The sequence below is a fragment of the Modestobacter sp. L9-4 genome (assembly GCF_019112525.1).
In the GTDB taxonomy this organism is placed as follows: Bacteria; Actinomycetota; Actinomycetes; order Mycobacteriales; family Geodermatophilaceae; genus Modestobacter.
Genome location: NZ_CP077800.1, coordinates 2,071,606 through 2,093,306, shown reverse-complemented (window position 1 = coordinate 2,093,306; position 21,701 = coordinate 2,071,606). Strand labels below are relative to the sequence as shown.

Genomic DNA, 21,701 nt, shown 5'->3' with positions numbered 1-21,701 from the left:
CGGTGATCTACCGTTCGTCGATCCCTGCGTGCACCGTGCGCGCAGACGAGGTGCGCGGACGAGGGGGTGCGGCGGTGCTGGTGCTCGACAGCGCGGCCGTCTCGACCCGCGGGCCGCGGCCGGACAACCAGGACTCGGCGGTCGCCGGGCCGCTCCTGATCGCCATCGCCGACGGGGTCGGCGGCAACGTCGGCGGGGCCGTCGCGTCCTCGCTGGTGGCCAACTGGCTGGCCCCGTTGGCCACCGGCAGCACCGGCGACGGCGCCGACGACCCGCTGCGGATCGTGGCCAGCGCGAACGAGCGGATCCGCGCGGCCTACACCGAGCGCCCGCGGCTGCGCACGATGGCGACCACCATGACCGCGCTGCTCGTCGACGAGGAGGGGCTGGCCCTGCTGCACATCGGCGACTCGCGCGGCTACCTGCTCTCCGGCGGCTCGCTGACCCAGGTCAGCACCGACCACACGCTGGTGCAGGCGCTGATCGACGCGGGCTCGCTCACCCCCGCCGAGGCGAAGGTGCACCCCCAGCGGTCCGCCGTCTACGCCGCGCTGCACGGCGCCTACGACGACGTCGCCGCGGTCGACCTGATCCGGCTCGACGCCCGCCCCGGCGACCGGGTGATGGTCTGCTCCGACGGGCTGTCCGACGTCGTCCCGCCCGACGTGCTGTGCACCCTGCTCGACGGCGGCACCCCCGCCGAGGCCGCCGCCCGGCTGCGGGACGCCGCGCTCGCCGGCCCGCCGACCGACAACATCACCGTGGTCGTCGCCGACGTCCGCGAGGCGCCGGCCGAGGGCGGTCCGCGGCGGGTCCTGACCGTCGGTGCGGCCACCGAGCTGCGCGAGGAGACCGCGGAGGCGCTGGAGGCCGTGTGGCCCGGCCCCGTGCCGGTCGGCCTCGTGCAGCACCGGCCCCGGTGACCGCGGCCTCCGATCCGCAACGGCTGGCGGCCGTCCACGCCACCGACCTCCTCGACGCCGAGTCCACGGTCTCCTTCGACCGGCTGACCGCGCTGGCGCGGCGGCTCACCGGCGCGCCCATCGTGCTTCTGACGATCGTCGACGACGCGCGCTCCTACTGGCTCAGCCGCCAGGGGCTGCCCACCGGCGCACCCGTCGAGGGCACGCTGGAGGACTCCTTCTGCCAGCACGTGCTGGGCGGCGACGCCCTGCTGCTGCCCGACGTGCGGCTGGACGAGCGGACCCGGCTCAACCCCGCGATCGACGACATGCACGTGCGGGCCTGGGCCGGGCACCCGATCCGCACCCCCGACGGGTTCGTGCTGGGCAGCTTCTGCCTCATCGACACCGAGGTGCACCCCTGGACGGCGGCCGACGCGGCGCTGCTGGCCGACCTCGCCGCCATCGCCTCCCGCGAGGTCGAGCTGCGGGTGGCGACGGTGCGCGCCGAGCAGGCCGTGGCGCTGGCCCGGGCCGAGGCCGAGCGGGCCGCCGTCCTGGCCCGGATCGGCGAGCTGCTCGGTGCTGGCCTGGACCCCGACGAGGTGTGGCAGGCGATCACCGCCCTCGCCGTGCCCGACCTGGGCGACCTCGCCTACGTGTGCACCGTGGAACGCGACGGCGGGCTGGTGCCGGTCGCCGCCCGGCACGCCGACCCCGCGCAGCTGGCGTTCCTGCAGGAGTGGGTCGGTTCGGTGGGGCGCCGGGTCGGCGAGGCCGCCGGGCCCGGGCACGTGGCGGCCACCGGCCGGGCGGAGCTGGTCGACACCGCGGACGCCCCCGGCCTGACGGCGGCCCAGCGGGAGGCCGTGGACCAGCTCGGGATCGCCAGCTCGCTGGTGGTGCCGCTGCGCAGCCGCGGCCGGGTCGCGGCCGTGCTGACCCTCGCCCGGGTGCGGGGCTCGCGGCCCTACAGCGACACCGACCGCGACCTCGTCACCGCACTGGCCGACCGCGCCGCCCTGGTGGTGGAGAACGCCCGGGTGCACGCCCGGGAGCGCACCGTGTCGGAGACGATGCAGCGGGCGCTGCTGCCCGCGCTGCTCCCCGCGCCCGGCGACCTGCGCCTGGCCGCCCGCTACCGGCCGGCCGGCCTGGCCCAGCTGGTGGGCGGGGACTGGTACGACGCCTTCGTGGACGCCTCCGGTGCGACCAGCCTGGTGATCGGCGACGTCGCCGGCCACGACGTCGACGCCGCGGCCACCATGGGCCAGCTGCGCACCATGCTCCGGATGGCCGGCCACGACGGCACCCGGTCCTCCGCCGGCGTCCTCGCCGCCGTCGACGCCGCCTGCCGCACCCTGGACCAGCGGGTCTTCGCCACGGCCCTGGTGGCCCGGATCGCGGGCGGCACGGACAGCCGGGACGGCGAGCTCGTGGTCCGCTGGTCCTCGGCCGGTCACCCGCCGCCGCTGCTGCTGCACCCCGACGGGACGGTGGCGGTGCTCACCGACCCGGTCGGCCTGCCGCTGGGCGTCCTGCCCGACCGGCCCCGCCCGGAGCACGGGACGGCGCTGCCCCCGGTGCGACGCTGCTGCTCTACACCGACGGCCTCATCGAGCAGGGCCGGGACGGGCCGGGCCGGGGAGAGCGGGACCTCGACCAGGGCCTGGCCGACCTGGTGGCCACGGTGTCGGACGCCGCGGCGCTGGAGCTCGAGGCGCTGTGCGACCGGGTCGTCGACGTCCTGCTGCCCGCGGCCGGCGCGGAGGACGACGTGGCGCTCATCGCCATCCGCGCGCTGCCCGCCTGACGGCCTCCCTCCCGTCCGGCCCGTGGCGGCCCCGCTGCGGGGGCAGCGGGGTCCTCCCTCAGGTCCAGTAGAGGAGGCGGGCCTCCGGGAGCCGCTCGGCGATCGCGCCGGTGAACCAGCCGCGCAGCTCGGTCATCGTGTCCTTGGGGTAGACGTGCTTCACCGCGCCGAACTTGCCGCGCTTGGTGGTGCGGAGCTCCTCGTCCATCTCCAGCTTGGTGCGCGGGTACCACTCGGTCAGCGTCGCCTTGCTGTTCGGCGTGAACCGGTGGGTGATGCACTCGACGGTGAGGTCGGTGCCGGCCGGGAGGACGGCGGCCACGTCGTCCAGCAGCTGGCCGTACTCCTCACGCCAGCCCTCGACCGGCATGATGGGGGCGATGGTCAGGCCCACCGGGTAGCCGGCCGCGGCGACGGCCGACAGCGCGGCGATGCGGGCGGGCACCTTGGCGGTCGCGCCCTCGAAGCGGCGGTCCACGGAGGCGGCGTTGACCGAGAAGCGCAGCCGGGTGCGGCCGTTGTGCGGGAGGTCGAGCAGGCCGGCGACGTCGTCGAACTTGGTGGTCGCACGCAGCTGCACCGGACCCGGCCAGTCGTGGGTGCCGAAGTACGTGATCGCCGTGGCCATCCCGCCGGTGAGGTGCTCCAGCGCCAGCGGGTCGGTGTAGCAGGAGGCCTCGAACGTCGTCCCCTCCATGCCGCGCTCCGCGGTGCCGGAGGTGATGGCGCCGTGACCGACGTAGGGCTCCAGGTCGGCCAGCGCCTCGTCGAGGTCGGCCCACACGCGGGTGATCGGCGGGCCGGTCAGCGAGCCGGCCAGGTAGCAGTACTGGCAGTGCGCCGGGCAGCCCTCGGCCAGGTCGAAGCGCCAGTCCGCGGACGGCGGGATCGGCTGCAGCTTCCGCTTGGACGCGGGCGGGACGACGACGGCGAGGGTCTGCTTGGCCGCCATGAACGCCGCCCGGTCGCCGTCGCCGCGCAGGTTGGGCAGCCGGTCGCCGGTCAGCAGCTCGATGTCGGAGACCCCGGCGGTCTCGAGGCGGTCGATGACGCGCCGGCCGTGCGGGCGCTCGGCGGCGGAACGGGTCACCAGGACGCGGGACGGCGTCCAGAGGCGGGTGGCGGCGGGGGCAGGAGCGGGAGCGACTGCGGTGGTCATCGCCTGTGTCAACGGCCCACCGGACGCCGTCCTTCCAGATCAGCGGCGTGTCGCAGGGCTCATCCGGCCAGTTCGACGACCACCGGGGCGTGGTCGCTGGCGCCCTTGCCCTTGCGCTCCTCGCGGTCGATCCGGGCGTCGGACACCCGCCGGGCGAGGGCGGGGGAGCAGAGCTGGAAGTCGATCCGCATGCCCTCCCGGCGCGGGAAGCGCAGCTGCGTGTAGTCCCAGTAGGTGTAGACGCCCGGGCCGGGCGTGTACGGCCGGACGACGTCGGTGAAGCCCGCCTCGACGACCGCGGCGAAGGCGGCCCGCTCGGTCGGCGACACGTGGGTGGAGTTGGCGAAGACGCCCATGTCCCACACGTCGTCGTCCTGCGGGGCGATGTTCCAGTCACCGACCAGCGCGACCTGGGCCTCGGCGTCCTCGCTGAGCCAGCCGGCGGCACTGACCCGCAGCGCCTCCAGCCACTCGAGCTTGTACTGCAGGTGCGGGTCGGTGAGGCTGCGCCCGTTGGGCACGTAGAGGCTCCACACCCGCACCCCGCCGCAGGTGGCGCCGATCGCGCGGGCCTCGGCGACCGGCTCCGCGTCGTCCTTCGCCCATGACGGCATGCCCGGGAAGCCGACCTGCACGTCGTCCAGCCCGACCCGGGACAGCAGCGCGACGCCGTTCCACTGCGAGTGGCCGACGTGAGCCACCTCGTAGCCGAGCGCCTGGAAGCGCTGGAACGGGAACTGCTCGTCCTTGCACTTGGTCTCCTGCAGCGCCAGGACGTCGACGTCGCTGCGCTGCAGCCACGCCTCCACCCGGTCGGCTCGGCTGCGGATGGAGTTCACGTTCCAGGTGGCGAGGCGCACGGCTCCCGAGCCTAGGCGGAGTGGATCCGTCCGGCTCAGGCCGACGAACCCACTCCGCTCACGCCTGCGAGAGGGGGGCGATCTCCGAGTCGGACCGGGCCTGCAGGCGGGCGCGCATGCGGTCGCGGCTCTCCACGAACTTGGTGGCCTGGGCGTCGAGGCCGGTCATGAACCGGGCCAGGTCCTCGCGGGCCTGCTCGCCGGCCGGGCCGAGGTTGGTGCGCTCGAACACCTTCCAGGCGCGCAGCACCGGGGAGATGACCTCGTCGTGGTGCAGCCGCAGGTCGTAGATGCCGGCCTTGGCGATGAGCACGGAGTTCTTGCGGAACCCGGCCATCGAGGCGCCGGGCATCTCGAAGCGCATGACCTCGTCGGCGACCGCGCGCATCGTCTCGTCCGGGGCGATGTCGAACGCCGCGGAGACGATGTTGCGGTAGAAGACCATGTGCAGGTTCTCGTCCTTGGCGATGCGGGCGAGCAGCCGGTCGGCGATCGGGTCGCCGGTGGCCTTGCCGGTGTTGCGGTGGCTGACCCGGGTCGCGAGCTCCTGGAAGGACACGTAGGCGACGGCCTCCAGCGCGGTCTTGTCGCCTGAGTCGTAGCCCGAGGTCATGTAGTCCATCCGGGCGCGCTCTAGCTCGACCGGGTCGACCCCGCGGGTGACCACCAGGTAGTCGCGCAGCGCGATGCCGTGCCGGTTCTCCTCCGCCGTCCAGCGGCCCACCCAGGTGCCCCAGGCGCCGTCGCGGCCGAAGCGGGTGGCGATCTCCCGGTGGTAGCTGGGCAGGTTGTCCTCGGTCAGCAGGTTGGTGAACATGGCCGCCTTGGCGGTCTCGTCCAGCTTCGACTGCTCCGGTGCCCAGTCCTCACCGCCGAGGAAGGCGAAGTCGCGGCCCTGGGACCAGGGCACGTAGTCGTGCGGGTGCCACTCCTGGGCCAGGCCGAGGTGGCGGTCGAGGTTCTCCTCGACCACCGACTCCAGCTCGATCAGCAGTGCTGCCTCGGTCGGCGTCTTCGACACGGTGGCCTCCTGGGTCCCTGCCTGCGGACCTCTCAACGTACGTGACCAGGGCGGTGACGGCCCGGTGTGCACCGCCTCACCGGCAGGCGCGGCGGGCCGGTAGCACCTCCTGTGGGTGAGTTGTGGGAGGTCACGCTGGTGGCGTGGGGCGGGATCGGTGCGATCATGGTCGAATGACCGAGTTCCCGGCGCGCGTGATCGTCGCGTGAGCGACGACGCCAACCCGCTCCGGCGATCGCGGCACGGCGCCGACCCCTCCGAGCCCCCGGCTCGTACCGGGAGCTCGGCGTACGTCGATCCCGACCGCGCGCCCCACGCCCACCGCCGCACGCGGCGCCGCGCCGCCGGCTTCGGCTCGGCGCTGCTGCTGACCGTCGCCGGCACCGTCGTCCCCGGGACGGCGTTCCTGGCCACCGGGCGGCGCAAGGTCGGCGCCGCGCTGCTGGCCCTGTTCCTGCTGCTCGTCGTCGGCGGGCTGGTCGTGGCCACCCACGCCCAGCGGGGTGTCGTCCGGCTCGCCGTCGACTCGACGGCACTGCGCTGGATCATCGCCGGGATCGTCGTCCTCGCGCTGGGCTGGCTGCTCGTCGTCGTCACCGGCTACCGGGCCGTGCGGCCCCGGCGGCTGCGCCCCTGGCAGCGGGGCGTCGGCGCCGGTGTGGTCACCCTGCTGTGCGCGGCCGTCGTCGTCCCGGCCGCCTGGGGCGTGCAGCTCGCCGTCGCCCAGCGCAACCTGCTCGACACCGTCTTCGACGACGGCGACAGCGCCACGGTCACCCAGCCCGCCGACCGGACCGTGCCCTTCGGCGGTCAGGACGAGGTCAACATCCTGCTGCTGGGCGGCGACGGCGGGGCCGGGCGCGAGGGCGTGCGCACCGACACGGTGATCGTGGCGAACGTGCAGCTGGACACCGGTGCGACGACGCTGTTCAGCCTGCCGCGCAACCTCGAGGACCTCCCGTTCCCCGAGGACAGCCCGCTGGCCGCCCTGTACCCCGACGGCTTCGACGCCGGCAGCGAGAGCGAGAGCCTGCTCAACGCGGTCTACCGCAACGGGCCGGCCGCCCACCCCGACGTCCTGGGCCCGACCGACGACGCCGGCGCCGACTGGCTCAAGCTCGGTGTCGGTGAGGCCCTGGGCCTGCACATCGACTACTACGTGCTGGTCAACCTCGACGGGTTCAGCCGGCTGGTCGACGCCCTGGGCGGGCTGACGCTGAACGTCAACTACTACGTGCCGGTCAACGGCGACACCGCCACCAAGACGCTGCCCGACCGCTACATCGCCCCCGGCCCCGACCAGCACATGGACGGCGTCGAGGCGCTCGACTTCGCCCGCGGGCGCTTCGGGTTGTCGGACTACCTGCGGATGGACCGCCAGCGCTGCGTCCTGCAGGCCATCGTCGACTCCGCCGACCCGGTGAAGCTGCTGTCCCGCTACCAGGAGCTGGCCCGCACGACCTCGGACATCGTCAGCTCCGACGTCCCCTCCAGCGAGCTCGGGGACGTCGTGGACCTGGCCTTCCAGGTCAAGGACGCCGGGATCCGCAGCGTCGTGTTCGACTCCACGGTGATCAACCCGGCCTACCCGGACTACGACCGGATCCGGTCGCTGGTGCAGGAGGCCCTGCACCCGGCCCAGCCGTCCGGCGGCGGCGACACGACCGCCCCGGCGACGTCGGAGGCCCCCGCGACGTCGGAGGCCCCCGCCACGTCCAGCGCGCCGCTGTCGGCCGCTCCGGCACCGGCCGGCAACGGCGGGGTGCCGGCCGAGGTCACCGACGCCTGCGCCTTCGACCCGGCGCAGGCCGCCGCGGCGCTGGAGGCGGGCGAGCCGGACAACCTCGGCCGCTGACGCCCGGCGCCCGACCCGGGGCGGTCAGGCGCCGGCGAGCTGGATCAGGTTGCCGCAGGTGTCGTCGAGGACGGCGACCGTCATCGGGCCCATGGACAGCGGCGGCTGGACGAACCGGACACCGGCCGCGCTCAGCCGTGCGTGCTCGGCGCGGACGTCGTCCACGGCGAACGCGGTGAACGGGATGCCGTCGGCGACCAGCGCCTGCTTGAACGCCCGCGCCGCCGGGTGCTGGTCGGGCTCGAGCACCAGCTCGACGCCGTCCGGGCCCTGCGCGGACACGACGGTGAGCCACCGGTGCTCACCCACGGGGACGTCGTTCTTGACGACGAAGCCGAGGACGTCGGTGTAGAACCGCAGCGCCTTCTCCTGGTCGTCGACGAAGACGCTGGTCATGGCGATCCGCATGGGGGCTCCTGCCGGGTTCCTCAGCCGCGCGCCGGGTGGCGGCGCGGTCGGTCCATCCTGGCCGATGCGGCCGTCGCTAGGGTCGGCACATGACCTCACCGGACCCCCGCAGCCGGCGCGAGCGGCTCGTCGCCCTCTTCGTGCTCGGCGTCGCCGCCGTCCTGGTGCTCACCGCGACCACCTGGTTCAGCAGCGACCGCGCCGGCGTGGGGATCGCGCAGCTGGTCGTGGGCGTCGTCCTGGCCGCCGTGGGCGCCTTCCTGTTCCGCCGGGCCCGGGTGCGCTGACGGGTCCGGACACGCCACCGCCCGGACACCGAGTGGTGTCCGGGCGGTGGCGTGCCAGGTCCGGGGCGGTGGCCCCGGGACCGGTCAGCGGAGCGAGGCGTTGCGGCCGCGCTCCTGCGTGATGGTCTTGACCGGGCCGAAGGCGATGACGGCGCCCACGATCGCGGTGACGATGTGCAGGATGTTGTCGGCCCAGTTCAGGTTCAGGAAGTCCCAGTCCTTGCCGACGGCGATGACGCCGTAGACGAACGCGGCCCCGTAGCCGACCAGCAGCAGCAGGCCGTAGGTGCGGGCGCTCTTCAGCGTGCGGGACAGCGCGATCCCGGCCAGGCCGATGAGGATGTGGACGACGTTGTGCGCCGGGTTGATCATGAACCCGAGCAGGGTGTCGTCGTGGGTCATCGACGACCCGTTCATGTTGCCGAAGAAGTCGCCGAAGCCGGTGATGAAGAAGCCGATGACGCCGATCAGCGTGTAGATCACGCCGAAGGCCAGGGACAGCTGCTGCGGCCAGGTCATGCCGCGGGAGCCGGCGCCCGGGAGGTCTGCTGTGGACATGGGGTCCTCCAAGAGTGTGGGGGCCCACTGGGTCTCGGTGGGCCGAGTCGCTGGGTGCCCCCGGGCCCACCTGCGGAAACGCCCCGTCACCCGAAGGGGTGACGGGGCGTTCCGGTACGTCGGTGTCTCAGGCGGGTCGCGGCGTCGCCTTCGGGCGGCGGACGACGAACGGGCCGATGGCCAGCAGGTCGACCGGGGCCGAGCCGAAGCACTCCAGGGCGTCCCGCGGGTCGTCGACCATCGGGCGTCCGGCGGTGTTCAGGCTGGTGTTGACCACGATCGGCAGCCCGGTGCGCCGCTCGAAGGCGGAGATCATCCGGTGCACCAGCGGGTCGACCTCGGGGTCGATCGTCTGGATGCGCGCGGTGCCGTCCACGTGGGTGACGGTGGGGATCTTCTCCCGCCACTCCGGCGCCACGTCGTGCACGAAGAGCATGTACGGCGAGGGGATCGGGCCGCGGCTGAAGATCTCCGGGGCCTTCTCCAGCAGCACCATCGGCGCGACCGGGCGGAACTGCTCCCGGCCCTTGACGTCGTTCATCCGCTCGAGGTTGCCCTCGAAGCCGGGGTGCGCCATCAGCGAGCGGCGGCCCAGCGCGCGCGGACCGAACTCGCTGCGGCCCTGGAACCAGGCGACGATGCCGTTGTCGGCCAGCACCTCGGCCACGGCCTCGGCGACGTCGTCCGGGCGCTCGTAGTCGATCGAGGCGGTGATGAGCACCTGCTCGATCTGCTCGTCGGTCCAGCCGCGGCCCAGGGCGGCGCCCGGCATCGGCTGGGTGTCCTCGCCGAGCTCGCGGGCCACGTGCAGGGCCGCACCCAGCGCCGTCCCGGCGTCACCGGCGGCCGGCTGCACCCAGACCTGCTCGAAGGGGCTCTCGGCCAGGATGCGGGTGTTGGCCACGCAGTTGAGCGCGGTGCCGCCGGCGAGGGTCAACACCTTGTCACCGGTCTGGGCGTGCACCCAGGTGGCGAGGTCGATGAGGACCTCCTCCAGGCGCTGCTGGACGCTGGCGGCCAGGTCGGCGTGCGCCTCGGTCCACGGCTCGTCCTTGCCCAGGCGAGGGGCGAACTCTGTGTAGTCGATCTTGTCCGTGCGGAAGCCGCCGTCGTCGGTGGCCCGGATGAACTCCGACAGCGCGCCGACGAAGCGCGGCTTGCCGTAGGAGGCCATCGCCATGACCTTGAACTCGTCGGAGCTGCGCAGGAAGCCCAGGTGGTCGGTGAGGTCCTCGTACATCAGGCCCAGGGAGTGCGGCAGCGCCTGGCCGGCGAGCACCTCGAGCTGGCCGTCGACGTAGCGGCCGGCGAGGTGGCTGTGCGCTTCGCCGCGGCCGTCGAGCACCAGCACCGAGTTGTCCCGCAGGCCACCGCGCGCGGGGGCGGCCAGGCCGGCGGAGGCCGCGTGGGCGACGTGGTGCTTGACGAAGCGGACCTTGGCCGGGTCGAGGCCGGGCAGGGCGTGGGCGAGGAAGTCCGGCGCCATCTCGGCGTACTTCTTGCGCATCACGTCGCCGTCGTCGAACAGCCCGGAGTCCTCCGGGGTGCCCATCAGCTCCGGGTCGAAGGAGTAGGCGACCGCGTCCAGCTCCTCGGGGCGGATGCCGGCCTCGCGCAGGCACCAGGCCGCGGCGAGCTCAGGCAGCTCCCAGGCGCTCCACGGCAGCGGGCGCTTGCCGTGCTTGCGACGGCTGAAGCGCTCCTCCTCTGCCGCGGCCACGACCCTGCCGTCGACGACGAGCGCCGCCGACGGGTCGTGGTAGATCGCGTTGATGCCCAGCACCTTCACGTGCGCACTCCTCCCGGCCGGACACGTACTGCCCGGTCCCACCCCAGATGATCGCAGTGTGCTCGACCGTCACGCACGGTCAGGTGCGGCCGTTCACCTCGCCGGGGGACGTCAGCCCGCGCGGCGGCGGAGCAGTTCGTGGTCGATCACGGCCTGCAGGGCGAGGGTCTTGTAGCCGACCTCCTCGAACAGGACGACGATCCGGTCGTCCTCGTGCCGCATGACCAGGCCCGGACCCCACTCGGAGTGGTCGACCGCGGAGTCGATCGGGAACGGGTGGTCGGCGTCGGCGGCGTGCTGCTGCTGGGAGGACCCCGCGCTGCAGTTGTCGCAGTTGCCGCACGGCTCGTCGAGCTGCTCGCCGAAGTAGCCGAGCAGGTACTGGCGGCGGCAGCCGGTGGTGTCGGCGTAGCCGCGCATCATCTCGATCCGGCTCTCGTCGACCTTGATGTGCTGCTGGGCGAGCTCGCGGGCGGCCGCGGCGGCCTCACCGGGCGCGGGGGCGCCCGGGGCCGGGGACGCCGTCCCGTCGTCGTCGAGCACGACGGCGCCGGCCTGCTCGAGCAGGTTCAGGTCGCGCACCAGCGGCGTCGCCGCCCGGCCGGTCTCCTCGCGCAGCTCGTGGACGTCGACGCCGTCCATGCCGGCCTCGGCTCCGGCGCGCACCAGCCCGGCGACCTGCTGGAGCTCCTGCTCGGCGGGCGCCCCGGCGGCGAAGAACTTGCGGATGCCGAGGTCCTCCTGGCGGTACACCAGGACGGCGACCGCCGGCTCGCCGTCGCGCCCGGCGCGGCCGATCTCCTGGTAGTAGCTGTCGACGGAGTCCGCGGGCTCGGCGTGCACCACGAAGCGGGTCTCGGGCTTGTCGATGCCCATGCCGAAGGCGGTGGTGGCGACGACGACGTCCAGCTCGTCGTCCATGTAGCGGCGCTGGACCTCCTCGCGGTCGCTCTTCCTCAACCCCGCGTGGTAGGCCGCGGCCCGCAGCCCGCGCCCGGTCAGGCCCTCGGCGAACTCCTCGGTGCCCTTGCGGGTGGCGCTGTAGAGGATGCCGATCCCGGCACCGCTGAGCTCGCAGACCTTGTCCAGGATCGCGTGGTGCTTGTGCTGGGCGTCGGCGTGGTGGACGACCTCCAGCCGGATCTCCGGGCGGTCGAAGCCGGCGACGACGACCTCCGGCTCGGTCATCTCCAGCCGCTCGACGATCTCGGCGCGCACCGGCGGCGCGGCGGTCGCCGTCAGCGCGAGCACCGTGGGGTGGCCCAGCTGCTGCACGACCCCGCCGAGGCGCAGGTAGTCGGGGCGGAAGTCGTGGCCCCAGGCGGAGACGCAGTGCGCCTCGTCGACCACGAACAGCGCCGGGGCCGAGGTGCGGATCGCCTCGACGACCTCGGGCTTGGCCAGCTGCTCCGGCGCCAGGAAGCAGTAGCGGATCGTCCCGTCGCGCATGCCGTCCAGCACGGCCTGGTGCTCGAGCACCGAGAGGCCGGAGTTGAGCACCGCCGCCTTCCCGACCGCGTCCTCGCCCAGCTCCTCCAGCCGCTGCACCTGGTCGCGCTGCAGGGCGACCAGCGGGGACACGACGAGGACCGGCCCGTCGAGCAGCAGCCCGGCGACGGTGTAGACCGCGGACTTGCCCGCGCCCGAGGGCAGGACGGCGAGGGTGTCGCGCCCCGCGGCGACCGCCTTCATGGCGTCCTCCTGGCCGGGGCGGAACTCCGTGTAGCCGAGCACGTCGCGGGCGACCTGCCGGATCCGGCGGGTGCGGACGGACGCGGACCCACCGGCCTTCGTGGTCGGGTCGGCGGGGCGCTGGACGGTCGCAGTCACCGGCCCCGACTTCCCGGGGCCCGAGATCGACAAACGACTCCCAGGTCAGGCCCGGGTTCCGATCGATCGACAAGGTTGCCTACAACCGTGTGATTCCGCTGCCCGCAGGAGCGGCCACAGGCGCCTTGTGGAACCGCACGTGCGGACCTAGTTTCGCCGGGTGGCCACCTCGTACCGGATCTCCGAGGCCGCCGCGCTGCTCGGCGTCAGCGACGACACCGTGCGCCGCTGGATCGACGGCGACCGGCTCGCCGCCACCCGCGCGGGCGGCCCCGCCCAGGTCGACGGCGCGGACCTGGCGCGGCTCGCCGCGGAGCTGCACGACGCACCGCAGCCCGGGGCGACCCGCTCGTCCTCGGCCCGCAACCGGCTCACCGGCATCGTGACCCGGGTGGTCCGGGACACCGTGATGGCGCAGGTCGAGATCCAGGCCGGGCCGTTCCGGGTGGTCTCGCTGATGTCCCGCGAGGCCGCCGACGAGCTGGGGCTCGAGCCCGGCGTCCGCGCCGTCGCCACCGTCAAGGCCACCCAGGTCAGCGTCGACGTGCCGTGAGTGGGCATCGCAGCGAGCGCCTGCGAGTGAGGAGCGGAGCGACCGGCACCTGCCGGGTCGTCGTCCCCCAGCTCAGGTCACGTCCCGTCCCCGCGGTGCGGGGCAGCTGTCCAGCCACTGCTGCTCGGCGTCGTCGAACACCCGGCTGCGGGTCAGGAACCGCACGCCCTCCGGTGCCTCCAGGCTGAAGCCGGCGCCGCGCCCGGGGACGACGTCCAGCAGCAGCTGGGTGTGCGCCCAGGCCGCGTACTGCGGCCCGGAGATCCACACCGGGCTGACGTCCTCGGCGATCGGCTCCCCGGGACGGTGCACGGGGGACGGCTCCCCGGGGTGGGCGTCGTCGAGCAGGCCGAGCAGGACGTCGTCGTCCCCGACGATGAAGTCCCCCCGCGGGAAGCACATCGGCGCCGAGCCGTCGCAGCACCCACCGGACTGGTGGAACATCAGCGGGCCGTGCGCGGCCCGGAGGCGACGGACGACGTCCGCCGCCTCCGGGGTGAGCGCGACCCGGTCGACGGGCTCGGGAGCGGGCCCGGTCAGAAGAACCCCTGGGCCTTCGTGCTGTAGCTGACCAGCAGGTTCTTGGTCTGCTGGTAGTGGTCGAGCATCATCTTGTGGTTCTCCCGGCCCATGCCGGAGGCCTTGTAGCCGCCGAAGGCCGCGTGCGCCGGGTAGGTGTGGTAGCTGTTCGTCCACACCCGGCCGGCCTGGATGTCCCGCCCGGCGCGGTAGGCGGTGTTGCCGTTGCGGCTCCACACCCCCGCCCCCAGGCCGTACAGGGTGTCGTTGGCGATCGAGATGGCGTCGGCGTAGTCGGTGAAGCTGGCAACCGAGAGCACCGGCCCGAAGATCTCCTCCTGGAAGACGCGCATGTCGTTGCGGCCCTCGAAGATCGTCGGCTGCACGTAGTAGCCGCCGTTGAGCTCGCCGCCGAGCTCGGCCCGCTCGCCACCGATGAGCACCCGGGCGCCCTCGGCCTTCCCGATGTCGATGTAGGACAGGATCTTCTCCAGCTGGTCGTTGCTGGCCTGCGCGCCGATCATCGTGTCGGTGTCCAGCGGGTTGCCCTGCCGCACGGCCTTCGTGCGGATCGCGCCGAGGGCCAGGAAGTCGTCGTAGATCGACCGTTCGATGAGCGCCCGCGACGGACACGTGCAGACCTCGCCCTGGTTGAGGGCGAACATCGTGAAGCCCTCCAGCGCCTTGTCCTGGTAGTCGTCGGCGTGGTCCATCACGTCGGCGAAGAAGACGTTCGGGCTCTTGCCGCCCAGCTCCAGGGTCGCCGGGATCAGGTTCTGCGAGGCGTACTGCAGGATCAGCCGCCCGGTGGTGGTCTCCCCGGTGAAGGCGATCTTGCGGATCCGGCTGCTCGAGGCCAGCGGCTTGCCGGCCTCCACGCCGAAGCCGTTGACCACGTTGAGCACGCCGGCCGGGAGCAGGTCGGCGATCAGCTCCACCAGGTGCATGATCGACACCGGGGTCTGCTCGGCCGGCTTGAGGACGACGCAGTTGCCCGCCGCCAGCGCCGGCGCGAGCTTCCAGGTGGCCATGAGGATCGGGAAGTTCCACGGGATGATCTGTCCGACGACGCCCAGCGGCTCGTGGAAGTGGTAGGCGACGGTGTCCTCGTCGAGCTGGGAGATCCCGCCCTCCTGCCCGCGGATCGCGCCGGCGAAGTAGCGGAAGTGGTCGATCGCCAGCGGCAGGTCGGCGGCGAGGCACTCGCGGATCGGCTTGCCGTTGTCCCAGGTCTCGATGACGGCGAGCTGCTCGAGGGCCTGCTCCATCCGGTCGGCGATCCTCAGCAGCACGTTCGACCGCTCGGTCGCCGAGGTCTTCCCCCAGGTCTCGAAGGCCGTCCACGCCGCGTCCAGGGCGGCGTCGATGTCGGCGGCTGTGCCGCGGGCGACCTCGCAGTAGACCTCACCGGTGACCGGCGTCGGGTTCTCGAAGTACTGCCCGCCGGCCGGCGGGGTCCACGCGCCGCCGATCCAGTTCTCGTAACGGGCCTTGAGGGTGACCGGGCTGTCCGCGGTGCCGGGTGCGGCGTACGTGGCCATGCTGTTCCTCCTGGGGTGACCGGCACGTCGGTGTGACCGGCACCACACGGACGCTAGGCCTGTCCGGCGCACCGGGGCAACGGTCGGCGCTGTCGGCCGTCACCACCGCCGGTGCCAGGTCGGCCCGGGTCTTCTCATCTGCGGGTGATCGGCCGTAGGATCTCCGCACCTGCGGATGCGCCGCTCCCCGGGTCACGCCGACCTGGGAGGTGCCGTGCCGAACCGGTCACTGCTGGCTGCCGCCGCGACGCTGGCCCTGGGCCTCGCCGCGTGCACCGGTCCCGCGGCGGACGGCGCGGTGGCCACTCCGTCGTCGGACGGCGGTGAGCTCAGCGGCACGCTGACCGTGTTCGCCGCCGCCTCGCTCACCGACGTCTTCACCACCCTCGGGGACCAGTTCGAGCAGCAGCACCCGCAGGTCGACGTCCGGTTCAGCTTCGCCGGCAGCTCGGCGCTGGCCGCCCAGCTCACCCAGGGCGCCCCGGCCGACCTCTTCGCCGCCGCCGACGAGGCCCAGATGGCGCGGGTGCAGCAGGCCGGCCTCGTCGAGGACCCGGAGGACATCGCGGTCAACCGGCTGGTGCTGGCCGTGCCGCGGGCCGATCCGGCCGGGTTGCAGCCGCCCCCGGGTCAGGGCGGCATCCCCTCGCTGGCCGACCTCCTCACCTCCGACGTCACGCTCGCCGTCTGCGCCCCGGAGGTGCCCTGCGGCGCCGCGGCGGCGGAGGTGCTGGCCGCGGCCGGCTCGCCGGCCACGCCGGACACCTACGAGGAGGACGTGCGCGCCGTCCTGACCAAGGTGGAGCTGGGCGAGGTCGACGCCGGGCTGGTCTACGTCTCCGACGCCGTCTCGGCCGGTGACCAGGTCCTGTCCTTCGCCTTCCGGGAGAGCGAGCAGGCGGTCAACCGCTACGAGGCCGCCGTCCTGTCCGACGCGCCGAACCCGGCCGCGGCCCGGGCGTTCAGCGACCTGGTGCGCTCCCCGGCCGGACAGGCCGCGCTGGGCGCCGCCGGGTTCCCGACCTCGTGAGCCGCCGGCGCCGCGACGGCGGGGTGCCGGCGCCGCTGCTCGTGCCCGCGCTGCTCGCGGTCGCCTTCCTGGTGCTGCCGCTGCTCGGGCTGGTGGTGCGCGCGCCGTGGTCGCAGATCGGGCCGCAGCTGATCCGCCCGGGCGTGGGCGAGGCGCTGCGGCTGTCGCTGCTCTCGGCGACGGCGGCCACCGCGGTGTCGCTGCTGCTCGGCGTCCCGCTGGCCTGGGTGCTGGCCCGGTCGACGGTCCGCGGCCGGTCGGTGCTGCGCGCGCTGGTCACCGTGCCGCTGGTGCTGCCCCCCGTGGTGGGCGGCGTGGCGCTGTTCCTGGTGCTGGGCCGGCAGGGCCTGCTCGGCCGGCCGCTGTTCGAGGCGACCGGGTTCTCGCTGCCGTTCACCACCGCCGCGGTCGTGGTCGCCGAGACGTTCGTGGCCATGCCGTTCCTGGTGATCAGCGTGGAGGGCGCGCTGCGCGCCGCCGACGCCCGCTTCGAGGACGCCGCAGCCACCCTGGGCGCCGACCGGTGGACGACGTTCCGCCGGGTCACGCTGCCGCTGGTCGCCCCGGGCCTCGCCGCCGGTGCGGTGCTCTGCTGGGCGCGGGCACTGGGGGAGTTCGGCGCCACCATCACCTTCGCCGGCAACTTCCCCGGGACGACGCAGACGATGCCGCTGGCGGTCTACCTCGCCCTGCAGAGCGACCCGGAGGCGGCGATCGTGCTCAGCCTGGTGCTGCTGGCGGTCTCGCTGGCCACCCTGCTCCTGCTCCGCGGCCGCTGGCTCGGCCGCACGGTGAGCACGTGACCGCTCATGGAGTCGCAGCGCGACGTCTTCCGAGCCCTGGGACTCCGTGGCGGGTGACGGCGTGAGCCTCGAGGCGCACGTCGTGGTGCGGCGCGGCTCGCTGGAGGTGGACGTCGATCTCTCGGTGGCCGACGGCGAGGTGCTGGCGGTGCTCGGCCCCAACGGCGCGGGCAAGTCCACGATCTTGCGGGTGCTGGCCGGGCTCCTGGTGCCGGACGGCGGCCGGGTGGTGGTGGACGGCGACGCGGTCTGGAACGCAGCGGACGTCCACCTGCCCCCGCACCGGCGCGCGATCGGCATGGTCTTCCAGGACCACCTGCTCTTCCCGCACCTGTCGGTCACCGAGAACGTGGCGTTCGGGCCGCGCTCCCGCGGTGTCCCCCGGTCGGCGGCCCGTGTGGCCGCGGCGGCCTGGCTGGAGCGGGTCGGGCTGTCCGGGCTGGGCGACCGGCGTCCCGGGCAGCTGTCCGGCGGGCAGGCGCAGCGCGCGGCGCTGGCCCGGGCGCTGGTGGGCGAGCCCCGGGTGCTGCTGCTGGACGAGCCGCTGTCGGCGCTGGACGCCCGCACCCGGCTCACCGTGCGGGCCGAGCTGCACCGGCACCTCGCCGACTACGCCGGCAGCGCCGTGCTGGTCACCCACGACCCGGTCGACGCCATGGCGCTGGCCACCCGGGTGGTCGTGGTCGAGGACGGCCGGGTCGTGCAGACCGGCACCCCCGCCGAGGTCGCCCGCCGCCCGCGCACCGACTACGTGGCCCGCCTCGTCGGGCTGGTGCTGCTGGCCGGCACGGGCACCGGCACGACGGTGGAGCTGGACGGCGGCGGCTCGGTCGCGGTGGCCGCCGAGGTCGACGGCCCGGTGTTCGTCGCCGTCCGGCCGGAGTCGGTCTCGCTGTACTTGTCCCGCCCCGCCGGCAGCCCGCGCAACGTCTGGCCGCTGCAGCTGGTCACCGCCACCCCGCACGGCTCGGTGGTGCGCTGCGACCTCGCCGGGGAGGTGGCGCTGACCGCCGACGTCACCGCGACGTCCTTCGCCGAGCTGGGGTTGGCGCCGGGGGCGCAGGTGTGGGCGTCGGTGAAGGCCTCCGAGGTGGCCGTCTACCCGCGCTGACCGACGGCGGTGGCGATCGCCGCCGCCGCCTCCTCCAGGCTGCGCGCCACGGCGGCCGCGTCGCCGGACTCGGACTCCCACAGGAAGGCGGTGGCGCCCCGCCGCATGCCGCAGTAGTCGAGGACGCCGTGCTCGACCTGCGTGCTGAAGGACTGCGCGTAGCCGTGCCGGGCGAAGGACCCCGCTGCCGTCCCGGAGACCGGCAGCAGGTGCGCCGTCAGCCGCCCGAGCGCCGGCACGACGCGGCCGGCCTCGTCGAAACCGAACGCCCACCCGCCGATGAACACCCGGTCGACCCACCCCTTGAGCAGCGCCGGCATCGACCACCACCACACCGGGAAGACCAGCACCAGGTCGGTGGCCCGGTCGACCCGCTGCTGCTCGGCGAGGACGTCCGGTCCGGCGGGCCGCCGCTCCAGGTAGGCGCGCCGGTCGGAGTCGGTGAACCGCGGGTCGAAGCCCTCCTGCGCCAGGTGGGCGGTCTCGGTGCTCCCGGCGGGCAGCAGCTCCTGCACCCGCTGGGCCGCCCGGTGCGTCAGCGAACCGGTGTCGGGGTGCGCGGTCACGATGAGGGTGGCCATGGGGTCATGGTGCCGACCGGGCCGGCGGACGACGGGTGGCAGGGTGGCGGGATGACGTCGGACGCCCCCGTCGCGGGGCTGGTGCTCGCCGCCGGGGGTGGCCGGCGGTACGGCATGCCCAAGGCGCTGGTCGAGTTCGAGGGCAGCCTGCTGGTCGAGCGCGCGGTGCGCACGGCGGCCGCGGTCTGCGACCCGGTGCTGGTCGTCCTGGGCGCCCAGGCGGTCGACGTCTGGCGCACCGCGGACCTCACCGGCGCCACCGTGCTGGCCAACGCCGACTGGGAGACCGGGATGGCCTCCAGCCTGCGCACCGGGCTCAACGGGCTGCGCGGCTGGCCCGGCCGGGTCGACGCGGTGCTGGTGCAGCTGGTCGACGTGCCCGGCATGACCCCGGCCGCCCTGGCCCGGGTGGCGGCGCACGCCGCTCCGGACGCCCTGGCGGTGGCCACCTACGACGGCGTCCGCGGCCACCCGGTGCTCCTGGGCCGCGAGCACTGGGCCGGGGTGGCGGCGACGGCCACCGGCGACGAGGGCGCCCGCGCGTACCTGGCGGCACGCGAGGTCACCGAGGTCGACTGCACGGGCCTGGCCGACCCCACCGACCTCGACGTCCCGCCTGCGCCCTGACGACAGCCCCGGTTCCACGTGGAACCGGGGCCGCCCGGCGGTGCCGTCCCGGGTCGACCCGGCGGGACCCGGCCGGCGGGTACCTTCGCCGCCGTGGACACGCTGCTGGCCCGGGTCACCGAGGAACCGCTGTCGGTCGCCGAGCACGAGGCGGCCGTCGACCGTGCGGCGGCCGGCGCCGTCGTCTCCTTCTCCGGCGTCGTGCGCGACCACGACGGCGGCCGGTCGGTCACCGAGCTCGAGTACACCGGTCACCCGACCGCGTCGGCGCTGATCGCCGAGATCGCCGCCGAGTTCGCCGCCCGTCCCGACGTGCACGCCGTCGCCGTCTCCCACCGGATCGGGCTGCTGGCCATCGGGGACGTGGCGCTGGCCTGCGCGGTGAGCGCCTCGCACCGCGGGCAGGCCTTCACCGCCTGCGCGGAGCTGGTCGACGAGGTGAAGGCGCGGCTGCCGATCTGGAAGCGCCAGGTCTTCGCCGACGGCCAGGAGGAGTGGGTCGCCTGCCCGTGAGGCGGCTCTCGATCGGCCTGCTTGCCCCGTCCGGTCGCGCGTGACATAACTGCACCGGAGCGTTCCCGCCCGGGGGCGCCGGTGACCTCCACGGAGCCGCCGCGAGCGTGCAGGCAGCAGACGGAGGACCCGGTGGACGAGCAGGACGGCGTGGTGCGCCTGGTCGAGTCGCTCCCGGTCGGCTACCTGGCCGTGGACGGCGACTGGCAGATCACCTACGCCAACGCCGCCGCCGAGCGCTTCCTCGGGCAGGCCCGGGCCGGGCTGGTGGGCGTGTCGATGTGGACGGCCTTCCCGGACAACGAGCGCAACGAGTTCGGCCGCACCTACCGGGAGGCGGTCGCCACCGGTGAGCCGCGGTCGGTGGAGGCCTACTACCCGCCCCCCTACGACCAGTGGTTCCAGGCGCAGGCCGTGCCCGACGGCGACGGCCTCGCGGTCTTCTTCACCGACGTCAGCGACCGGCGGGCGGCCCAGGAGCGACTGGCCCTGCTGGCCCGGGTGAGCGCCCAGCTGGCCGGCAGCGTCGTCGACGGCAGCGTGACGGCCCGGCTCGCGCAGCTGCTCGTGCCCGCCCTGGGCGACTGGTGCCTGCTGACCGTCGTCGACGCCGACGGCCGGCCGCAGGACGTCGGCTGGTGGCACGCCGACCCGGCTCGCCGAGAGCTCGTGGACCGGTACGCCGCCGGTCGGCTGGCCGCCATGCCGGCCGGGGCGCCGGTGGTCCGGGCGCTGTCGGGTGAGACGGTCGTGTCCCCCGTCGCCGACGTGCTCGCCCTGCTGCCGCCGAGCCGGACCCGCGACCTGATCGAGCAGCTGGACACCGGGTGGGGCCTGGCCATCCCGCTGCGCGGCCGCGACCGGGTGCTGGGCGTGCTGACCCTGTGCTTCGACCGCGGCCACGAGCCCCTGGACGCCGACCTGCTGGTGGCCCGGCAGGTCGCCGACCGGATCGGGCAGGCGCTGGACAACGCGCGGCTGTTCCGCCAGCAGCGCCAGCTGGCCGAGACGCTGCAGCGCAGCCTGCTCACCCGCCCGGTGCACCACGAGGGCGTCGAGATCGTCGTCCGGTACGCCCCGGCCGCCGAGGCCGCGCGGATCGGCGGCGACTGGTACGACGCGTTCGTCCAGCCCTCAGGGGCGCTCATGCTGGTCATCGGCGACGTCGTGGGCCACGACACCGCGGCCGCGGCCGCCATGGGGCAGCTGCGGGCGCTGCTGCGCGGCATCGCCACCTACAGCGACGCGGGCCCGGTCGAGGTGCTGCGCGGGCTGGACGCCTCGATGGAGCTGCTCTCGGTGGGCACCTACGCGACCTCGGCGGTGGCCCGGTTCGAGCCGACCGAGGGCGCCGCCCGCGGCACGACCCGGATGCGGTGGACCAACGCCGGTCACCTGCCGCCGCTGGTGATCCACCCCGACGGCACGCTCGCCGACATGCCGCCCTGGCGCGGCGAGCTGCTGCTGGGCGTCGACCCGCAGGTGTCGCGCACCGAGTCGGAGGTGACCCTCGCGGCCGGGGCGACGGTGCTGCTCTACACCGACGGCCTCATCGAGCGCCGCGACGGCGACCTCGACGAGGGCATGGACCGGCTGCGCGAGGCAGCCACGGAGCTGGCCGGGGCGTCGCTGGACGACCTGTGCGACCAGCTCATCGACCGGCTGGTCGACGGCCGCCCGGACGACGACGTCGCCCTGGTCGCCCTCCGGCTGCGGCCGGCCCCCGAGGACTAGCGGGCGCCGGCCAGCCCGTCGTCGCCGTCGCGGTGGGAGCGCCCCTCGGCGGCGGCCTCCTCGGCCTCGCCCTCGAGTCGGCGTGCCTCGCCGTCCATGGTGGCCGCGGCGTCGCCGTGGGACTCCCCGTAGACCTGCTCGGCGCGGCCGAGCAGCTCCTCGGCCTTGGCCTTCGCCTTGTCGAACACGCTCATCGTGGGCTCCTCA

The 21,701-nt window shown here is 74.3% G+C and carries 21 protein-coding genes and 1 pseudogene; 11 read left to right on the top strand and 11 right to left on the bottom strand.

The features are described from left to right. Positions 1-74: 74 nt before the first annotated feature. The gene (locus KUM42_RS09895) at positions 75-923 is read left to right on the top strand and encodes a PP2C family serine/threonine-protein phosphatase (RefSeq protein ID WP_237496599.1); all 849 of its coding nucleotides are present in this window, start codon (positions 75-77) and stop codon (positions 921-923) included. Then, positions 875-2,715: pseudogene (locus KUM42_RS20410) on the top strand (SpoIIE family protein phosphatase). Before KUM42_RS09895 ends, KUM42_RS20410 begins: the two are co-directional and overlap by 49 nt. A 58-nt stretch (positions 2,716-2,773) precedes the next feature. On the opposite strand, the gene KUM42_RS09885 reads toward KUM42_RS20410, so the two are convergent. Genes KUM42_RS09885 through KUM42_RS09875 form a run of 3 tightly spaced genes read right to left on the bottom strand, consistent with a single transcriptional unit; the run spans position 2,774 to position 5,755 of the window. Beyond that, positions 2,774-3,874 carry a spore photoproduct lyase family protein gene (locus tag KUM42_RS09885; RefSeq protein WP_237496597.1) on the bottom strand — a complete coding sequence of 367 codons (1,101 nt, stop codon included), beginning with the start codon at positions 3,872-3,874 and terminating at the stop codon, positions 2,774-2,776. 59 nt (positions 3,875-3,933) lie between these two features. Next, entirely contained in the window at positions 3,934-4,734 is an 801-nt protein-coding gene (locus tag KUM42_RS09880; protein ID WP_237496596.1) for an exodeoxyribonuclease III, read from the bottom strand. 58 nt (positions 4,735-4,792) lie between these two features. Further along, positions 4,793-5,755: an acyl-ACP desaturase gene (locus tag KUM42_RS09875; RefSeq protein ID WP_237496595.1), complete on the bottom strand. Its 963-nt coding sequence runs from the start codon at positions 5,753-5,755 to the stop codon at positions 4,793-4,795. Positions 5,756-5,960: 205 nt separating this feature from the next. On the opposite strand from KUM42_RS09875, the gene KUM42_RS09870 reads away from it, so the two are divergent. Continuing rightward, positions 5,961-7,610, top strand: coding sequence for an LCP family protein (locus KUM42_RS09870; protein WP_237496594.1), 1,650 nt, complete (start codon positions 5,961-5,963; stop codon positions 7,608-7,610). Positions 7,611-7,634: 24 nt separating this feature from the next. Here the strand turns inward: KUM42_RS09870 and KUM42_RS09865 are convergent, their stop codons facing one another. After that, positions 7,635-8,018 carry a VOC family protein gene (locus tag KUM42_RS09865; protein WP_237496593.1) on the bottom strand — a complete coding sequence of 128 codons (384 nt, stop codon included), beginning with the start codon at positions 8,016-8,018 and terminating at the stop codon, positions 7,635-7,637. A gap of 89 nt (positions 8,019-8,107) precedes the next feature. Between KUM42_RS09865 and KUM42_RS09860 the strand changes: the two genes are divergently transcribed. Next, a complete protein-coding gene (locus KUM42_RS09860; protein ID WP_237496592.1) occupies positions 8,108-8,305 on the top strand; it encodes a hypothetical protein in 198 nt (65 codons plus the stop codon). A gap of 84 nt (positions 8,306-8,389) precedes the next feature. Here the strand turns inward: KUM42_RS09860 and KUM42_RS09855 are convergent, their stop codons facing one another. The 3 genes from KUM42_RS09855 to KUM42_RS09845 all read right to left on the bottom strand — a co-directional run bounded on the left by KUM42_RS09855 (position 8,390) and on the right by KUM42_RS09845 (position 12,482). Beyond that, a complete protein-coding gene (locus KUM42_RS09855; protein ID WP_237496591.1) occupies positions 8,390-8,863 on the bottom strand; it encodes a DUF4383 domain-containing protein in 474 nt (157 codons plus the stop codon). 127 nt (positions 8,864-8,990) lie between these two features. Beyond that, a complete protein-coding gene (locus KUM42_RS09850; protein WP_237496590.1) occupies positions 8,991-10,652 on the bottom strand; it encodes a carbamoyltransferase C-terminal domain-containing protein in 1,662 nt (553 codons plus the stop codon). A 111-nt stretch (positions 10,653-10,763) separates the two neighbouring features. Next, on the bottom strand, positions 10,764-12,482 hold the full coding sequence (locus KUM42_RS09845) for an ATP-dependent DNA helicase RecQ (RefSeq protein ID WP_237496589.1): 1,719 nt from the start codon (positions 12,480-12,482) through the stop codon (positions 10,764-10,766). 160 nt (positions 12,483-12,642) lie between these two features. Here KUM42_RS09845 and KUM42_RS09840 point away from each other — a divergent pair, with 160 nt between their 5' ends. After that, on the top strand, positions 12,643-13,035 hold the full coding sequence (locus KUM42_RS09840; protein ID WP_237496588.1) for a molybdopterin-binding protein: 393 nt from the start codon (positions 12,643-12,645) through the stop codon (positions 13,033-13,035). Between the two features lie 72 nt (positions 13,036-13,107). Here the strand turns inward: KUM42_RS09840 and KUM42_RS09835 are convergent, their stop codons facing one another. Further along, entirely contained in the window at positions 13,108-13,575 is a 468-nt protein-coding gene (locus KUM42_RS09835; RefSeq protein WP_255557582.1) for a DUF779 domain-containing protein, read from the bottom strand. Beyond that, complete coding sequence (locus tag KUM42_RS09830; protein WP_237496586.1) at positions 13,572-15,095, bottom strand: aldehyde dehydrogenase family protein; 1,524 nt, start codon at positions 15,093-15,095, stop codon at positions 13,572-13,574. Before KUM42_RS09830 ends, KUM42_RS09835 begins: the two co-directional genes overlap by 4 nt. Before the next feature lie 214 nt (positions 15,096-15,309). On the opposite strand from KUM42_RS09830, the gene modA reads away from it, so the two are divergent. From modA to KUM42_RS09815, 3 genes are all read left to right on the top strand, one after another. Then, the gene (modA, locus tag KUM42_RS09825; protein ID WP_237496585.1) at positions 15,310-16,125 is read left to right on the top strand and encodes a molybdate ABC transporter substrate-binding protein; all 816 of its coding nucleotides are present in this window, start codon (positions 15,310-15,312) and stop codon (positions 16,123-16,125) included. After that, complete coding sequence (locus KUM42_RS09820; RefSeq protein WP_237496584.1) at positions 16,122-16,928, top strand: ABC transporter permease; 807 nt, start codon at positions 16,122-16,124, stop codon at positions 16,926-16,928. Before modA ends, KUM42_RS09820 begins: the two co-directional genes overlap by 4 nt. A gap of 61 nt (positions 16,929-16,989) precedes the next feature. Continuing rightward, positions 16,990-18,039, top strand: a complete 1,050-nt coding sequence (locus KUM42_RS09815; protein ID WP_237496583.1) for an ABC transporter ATP-binding protein — start codon at positions 16,990-16,992, stop codon at positions 18,037-18,039. Here KUM42_RS09815 and KUM42_RS09810 read toward each other — a convergent pair. Then, on the bottom strand, positions 18,027-18,620 hold the full coding sequence (locus KUM42_RS09810; protein WP_237496582.1) for an NAD(P)H-dependent oxidoreductase: 594 nt from the start codon (positions 18,618-18,620) through the stop codon (positions 18,027-18,029). The two genes, KUM42_RS09815 and KUM42_RS09810, sit on opposite strands and share 13 nt — an antisense overlap. A 51-nt stretch (positions 18,621-18,671) precedes the next feature. On the opposite strand from KUM42_RS09810, the gene KUM42_RS09805 reads away from it, so the two are divergent. The 3 genes from KUM42_RS09805 to KUM42_RS09795 all read left to right on the top strand — a co-directional run bounded on the left by KUM42_RS09805 (position 18,672) and on the right by KUM42_RS09795 (position 21,494). Next, a complete protein-coding gene (locus KUM42_RS09805; RefSeq protein WP_237496581.1) occupies positions 18,672-19,247 on the top strand; it encodes an NTP transferase domain-containing protein in 576 nt (191 codons plus the stop codon). Between the two features lie 93 nt (positions 19,248-19,340). Next, on the top strand, positions 19,341-19,760 hold the full coding sequence (locus KUM42_RS09800; protein ID WP_237496580.1) for a molybdenum cofactor biosynthesis protein MoaE: 420 nt from the start codon (positions 19,341-19,343) through the stop codon (positions 19,758-19,760). Positions 19,761-19,892: 132 nt separating this feature from the next. After that, positions 19,893-21,494: a SpoIIE family protein phosphatase gene (locus KUM42_RS09795; protein ID WP_237496579.1), complete on the top strand. Its 1,602-nt coding sequence runs from the start codon at positions 19,893-19,895 to the stop codon at positions 21,492-21,494. On the opposite strand, the gene KUM42_RS09790 is transcribed toward KUM42_RS09795, so the two are convergent. Further along, positions 21,491-21,688, bottom strand: coding sequence for a hypothetical protein (locus KUM42_RS09790; protein ID WP_237496578.1), 198 nt, complete (start codon positions 21,686-21,688; stop codon positions 21,491-21,493). The genes KUM42_RS09795 and KUM42_RS09790 overlap by 4 nt on opposite strands. Between the last annotated feature and the right edge of the window lie 13 nt (positions 21,689-21,701).

Bases quoted from the DNA above. Each gene is read 5' to 3' on its own strand.
- KUM42_RS09830 (WP_237496586.1), bottom strand. From the start codon at position 15,095: ATGGCCACGTACGCCGCACCCGGCACCGCGGACAGCCCGGTCACCCTC.
- KUM42_RS09805 (WP_237496581.1), top strand. From the start codon at position 18,672: ATGACGTCGGACGCCCCCGTCGCGGGGCTGGTGCTCGCCGCCGGGGGT.
- KUM42_RS09885 (WP_237496597.1), bottom strand. From the start codon at position 3,874: ATGACCACCGCAGTCGCTCCCGCTCCTGCCCCCGCCGCCACCCGCCTC.
- KUM42_RS09790 (WP_237496578.1), bottom strand. From the start codon at position 21,688: ATGAGCGTGTTCGACAAGGCGAAGGCCAAGGCCGAGGAGCTGCTCGGC.
- KUM42_RS09855 (WP_237496591.1), bottom strand. From the start codon at position 8,863: ATGTCCACAGCAGACCTCCCGGGCGCCGGCTCCCGCGGCATGACCTGG.
- KUM42_RS09810 (WP_237496582.1), bottom strand. From the start codon at position 18,620: ATGGCCACCCTCATCGTGACCGCGCACCCCGACACCGGTTCGCTGACG.
- KUM42_RS09860 (WP_237496592.1), top strand. From the start codon at position 8,108: ATGACCTCACCGGACCCCCGCAGCCGGCGCGAGCGGCTCGTCGCCCTC.
- KUM42_RS09865 (WP_237496593.1), bottom strand. From the start codon at position 8,018: ATGCGGATCGCCATGACCAGCGTCTTCGTCGACGACCAGGAGAAGGCG.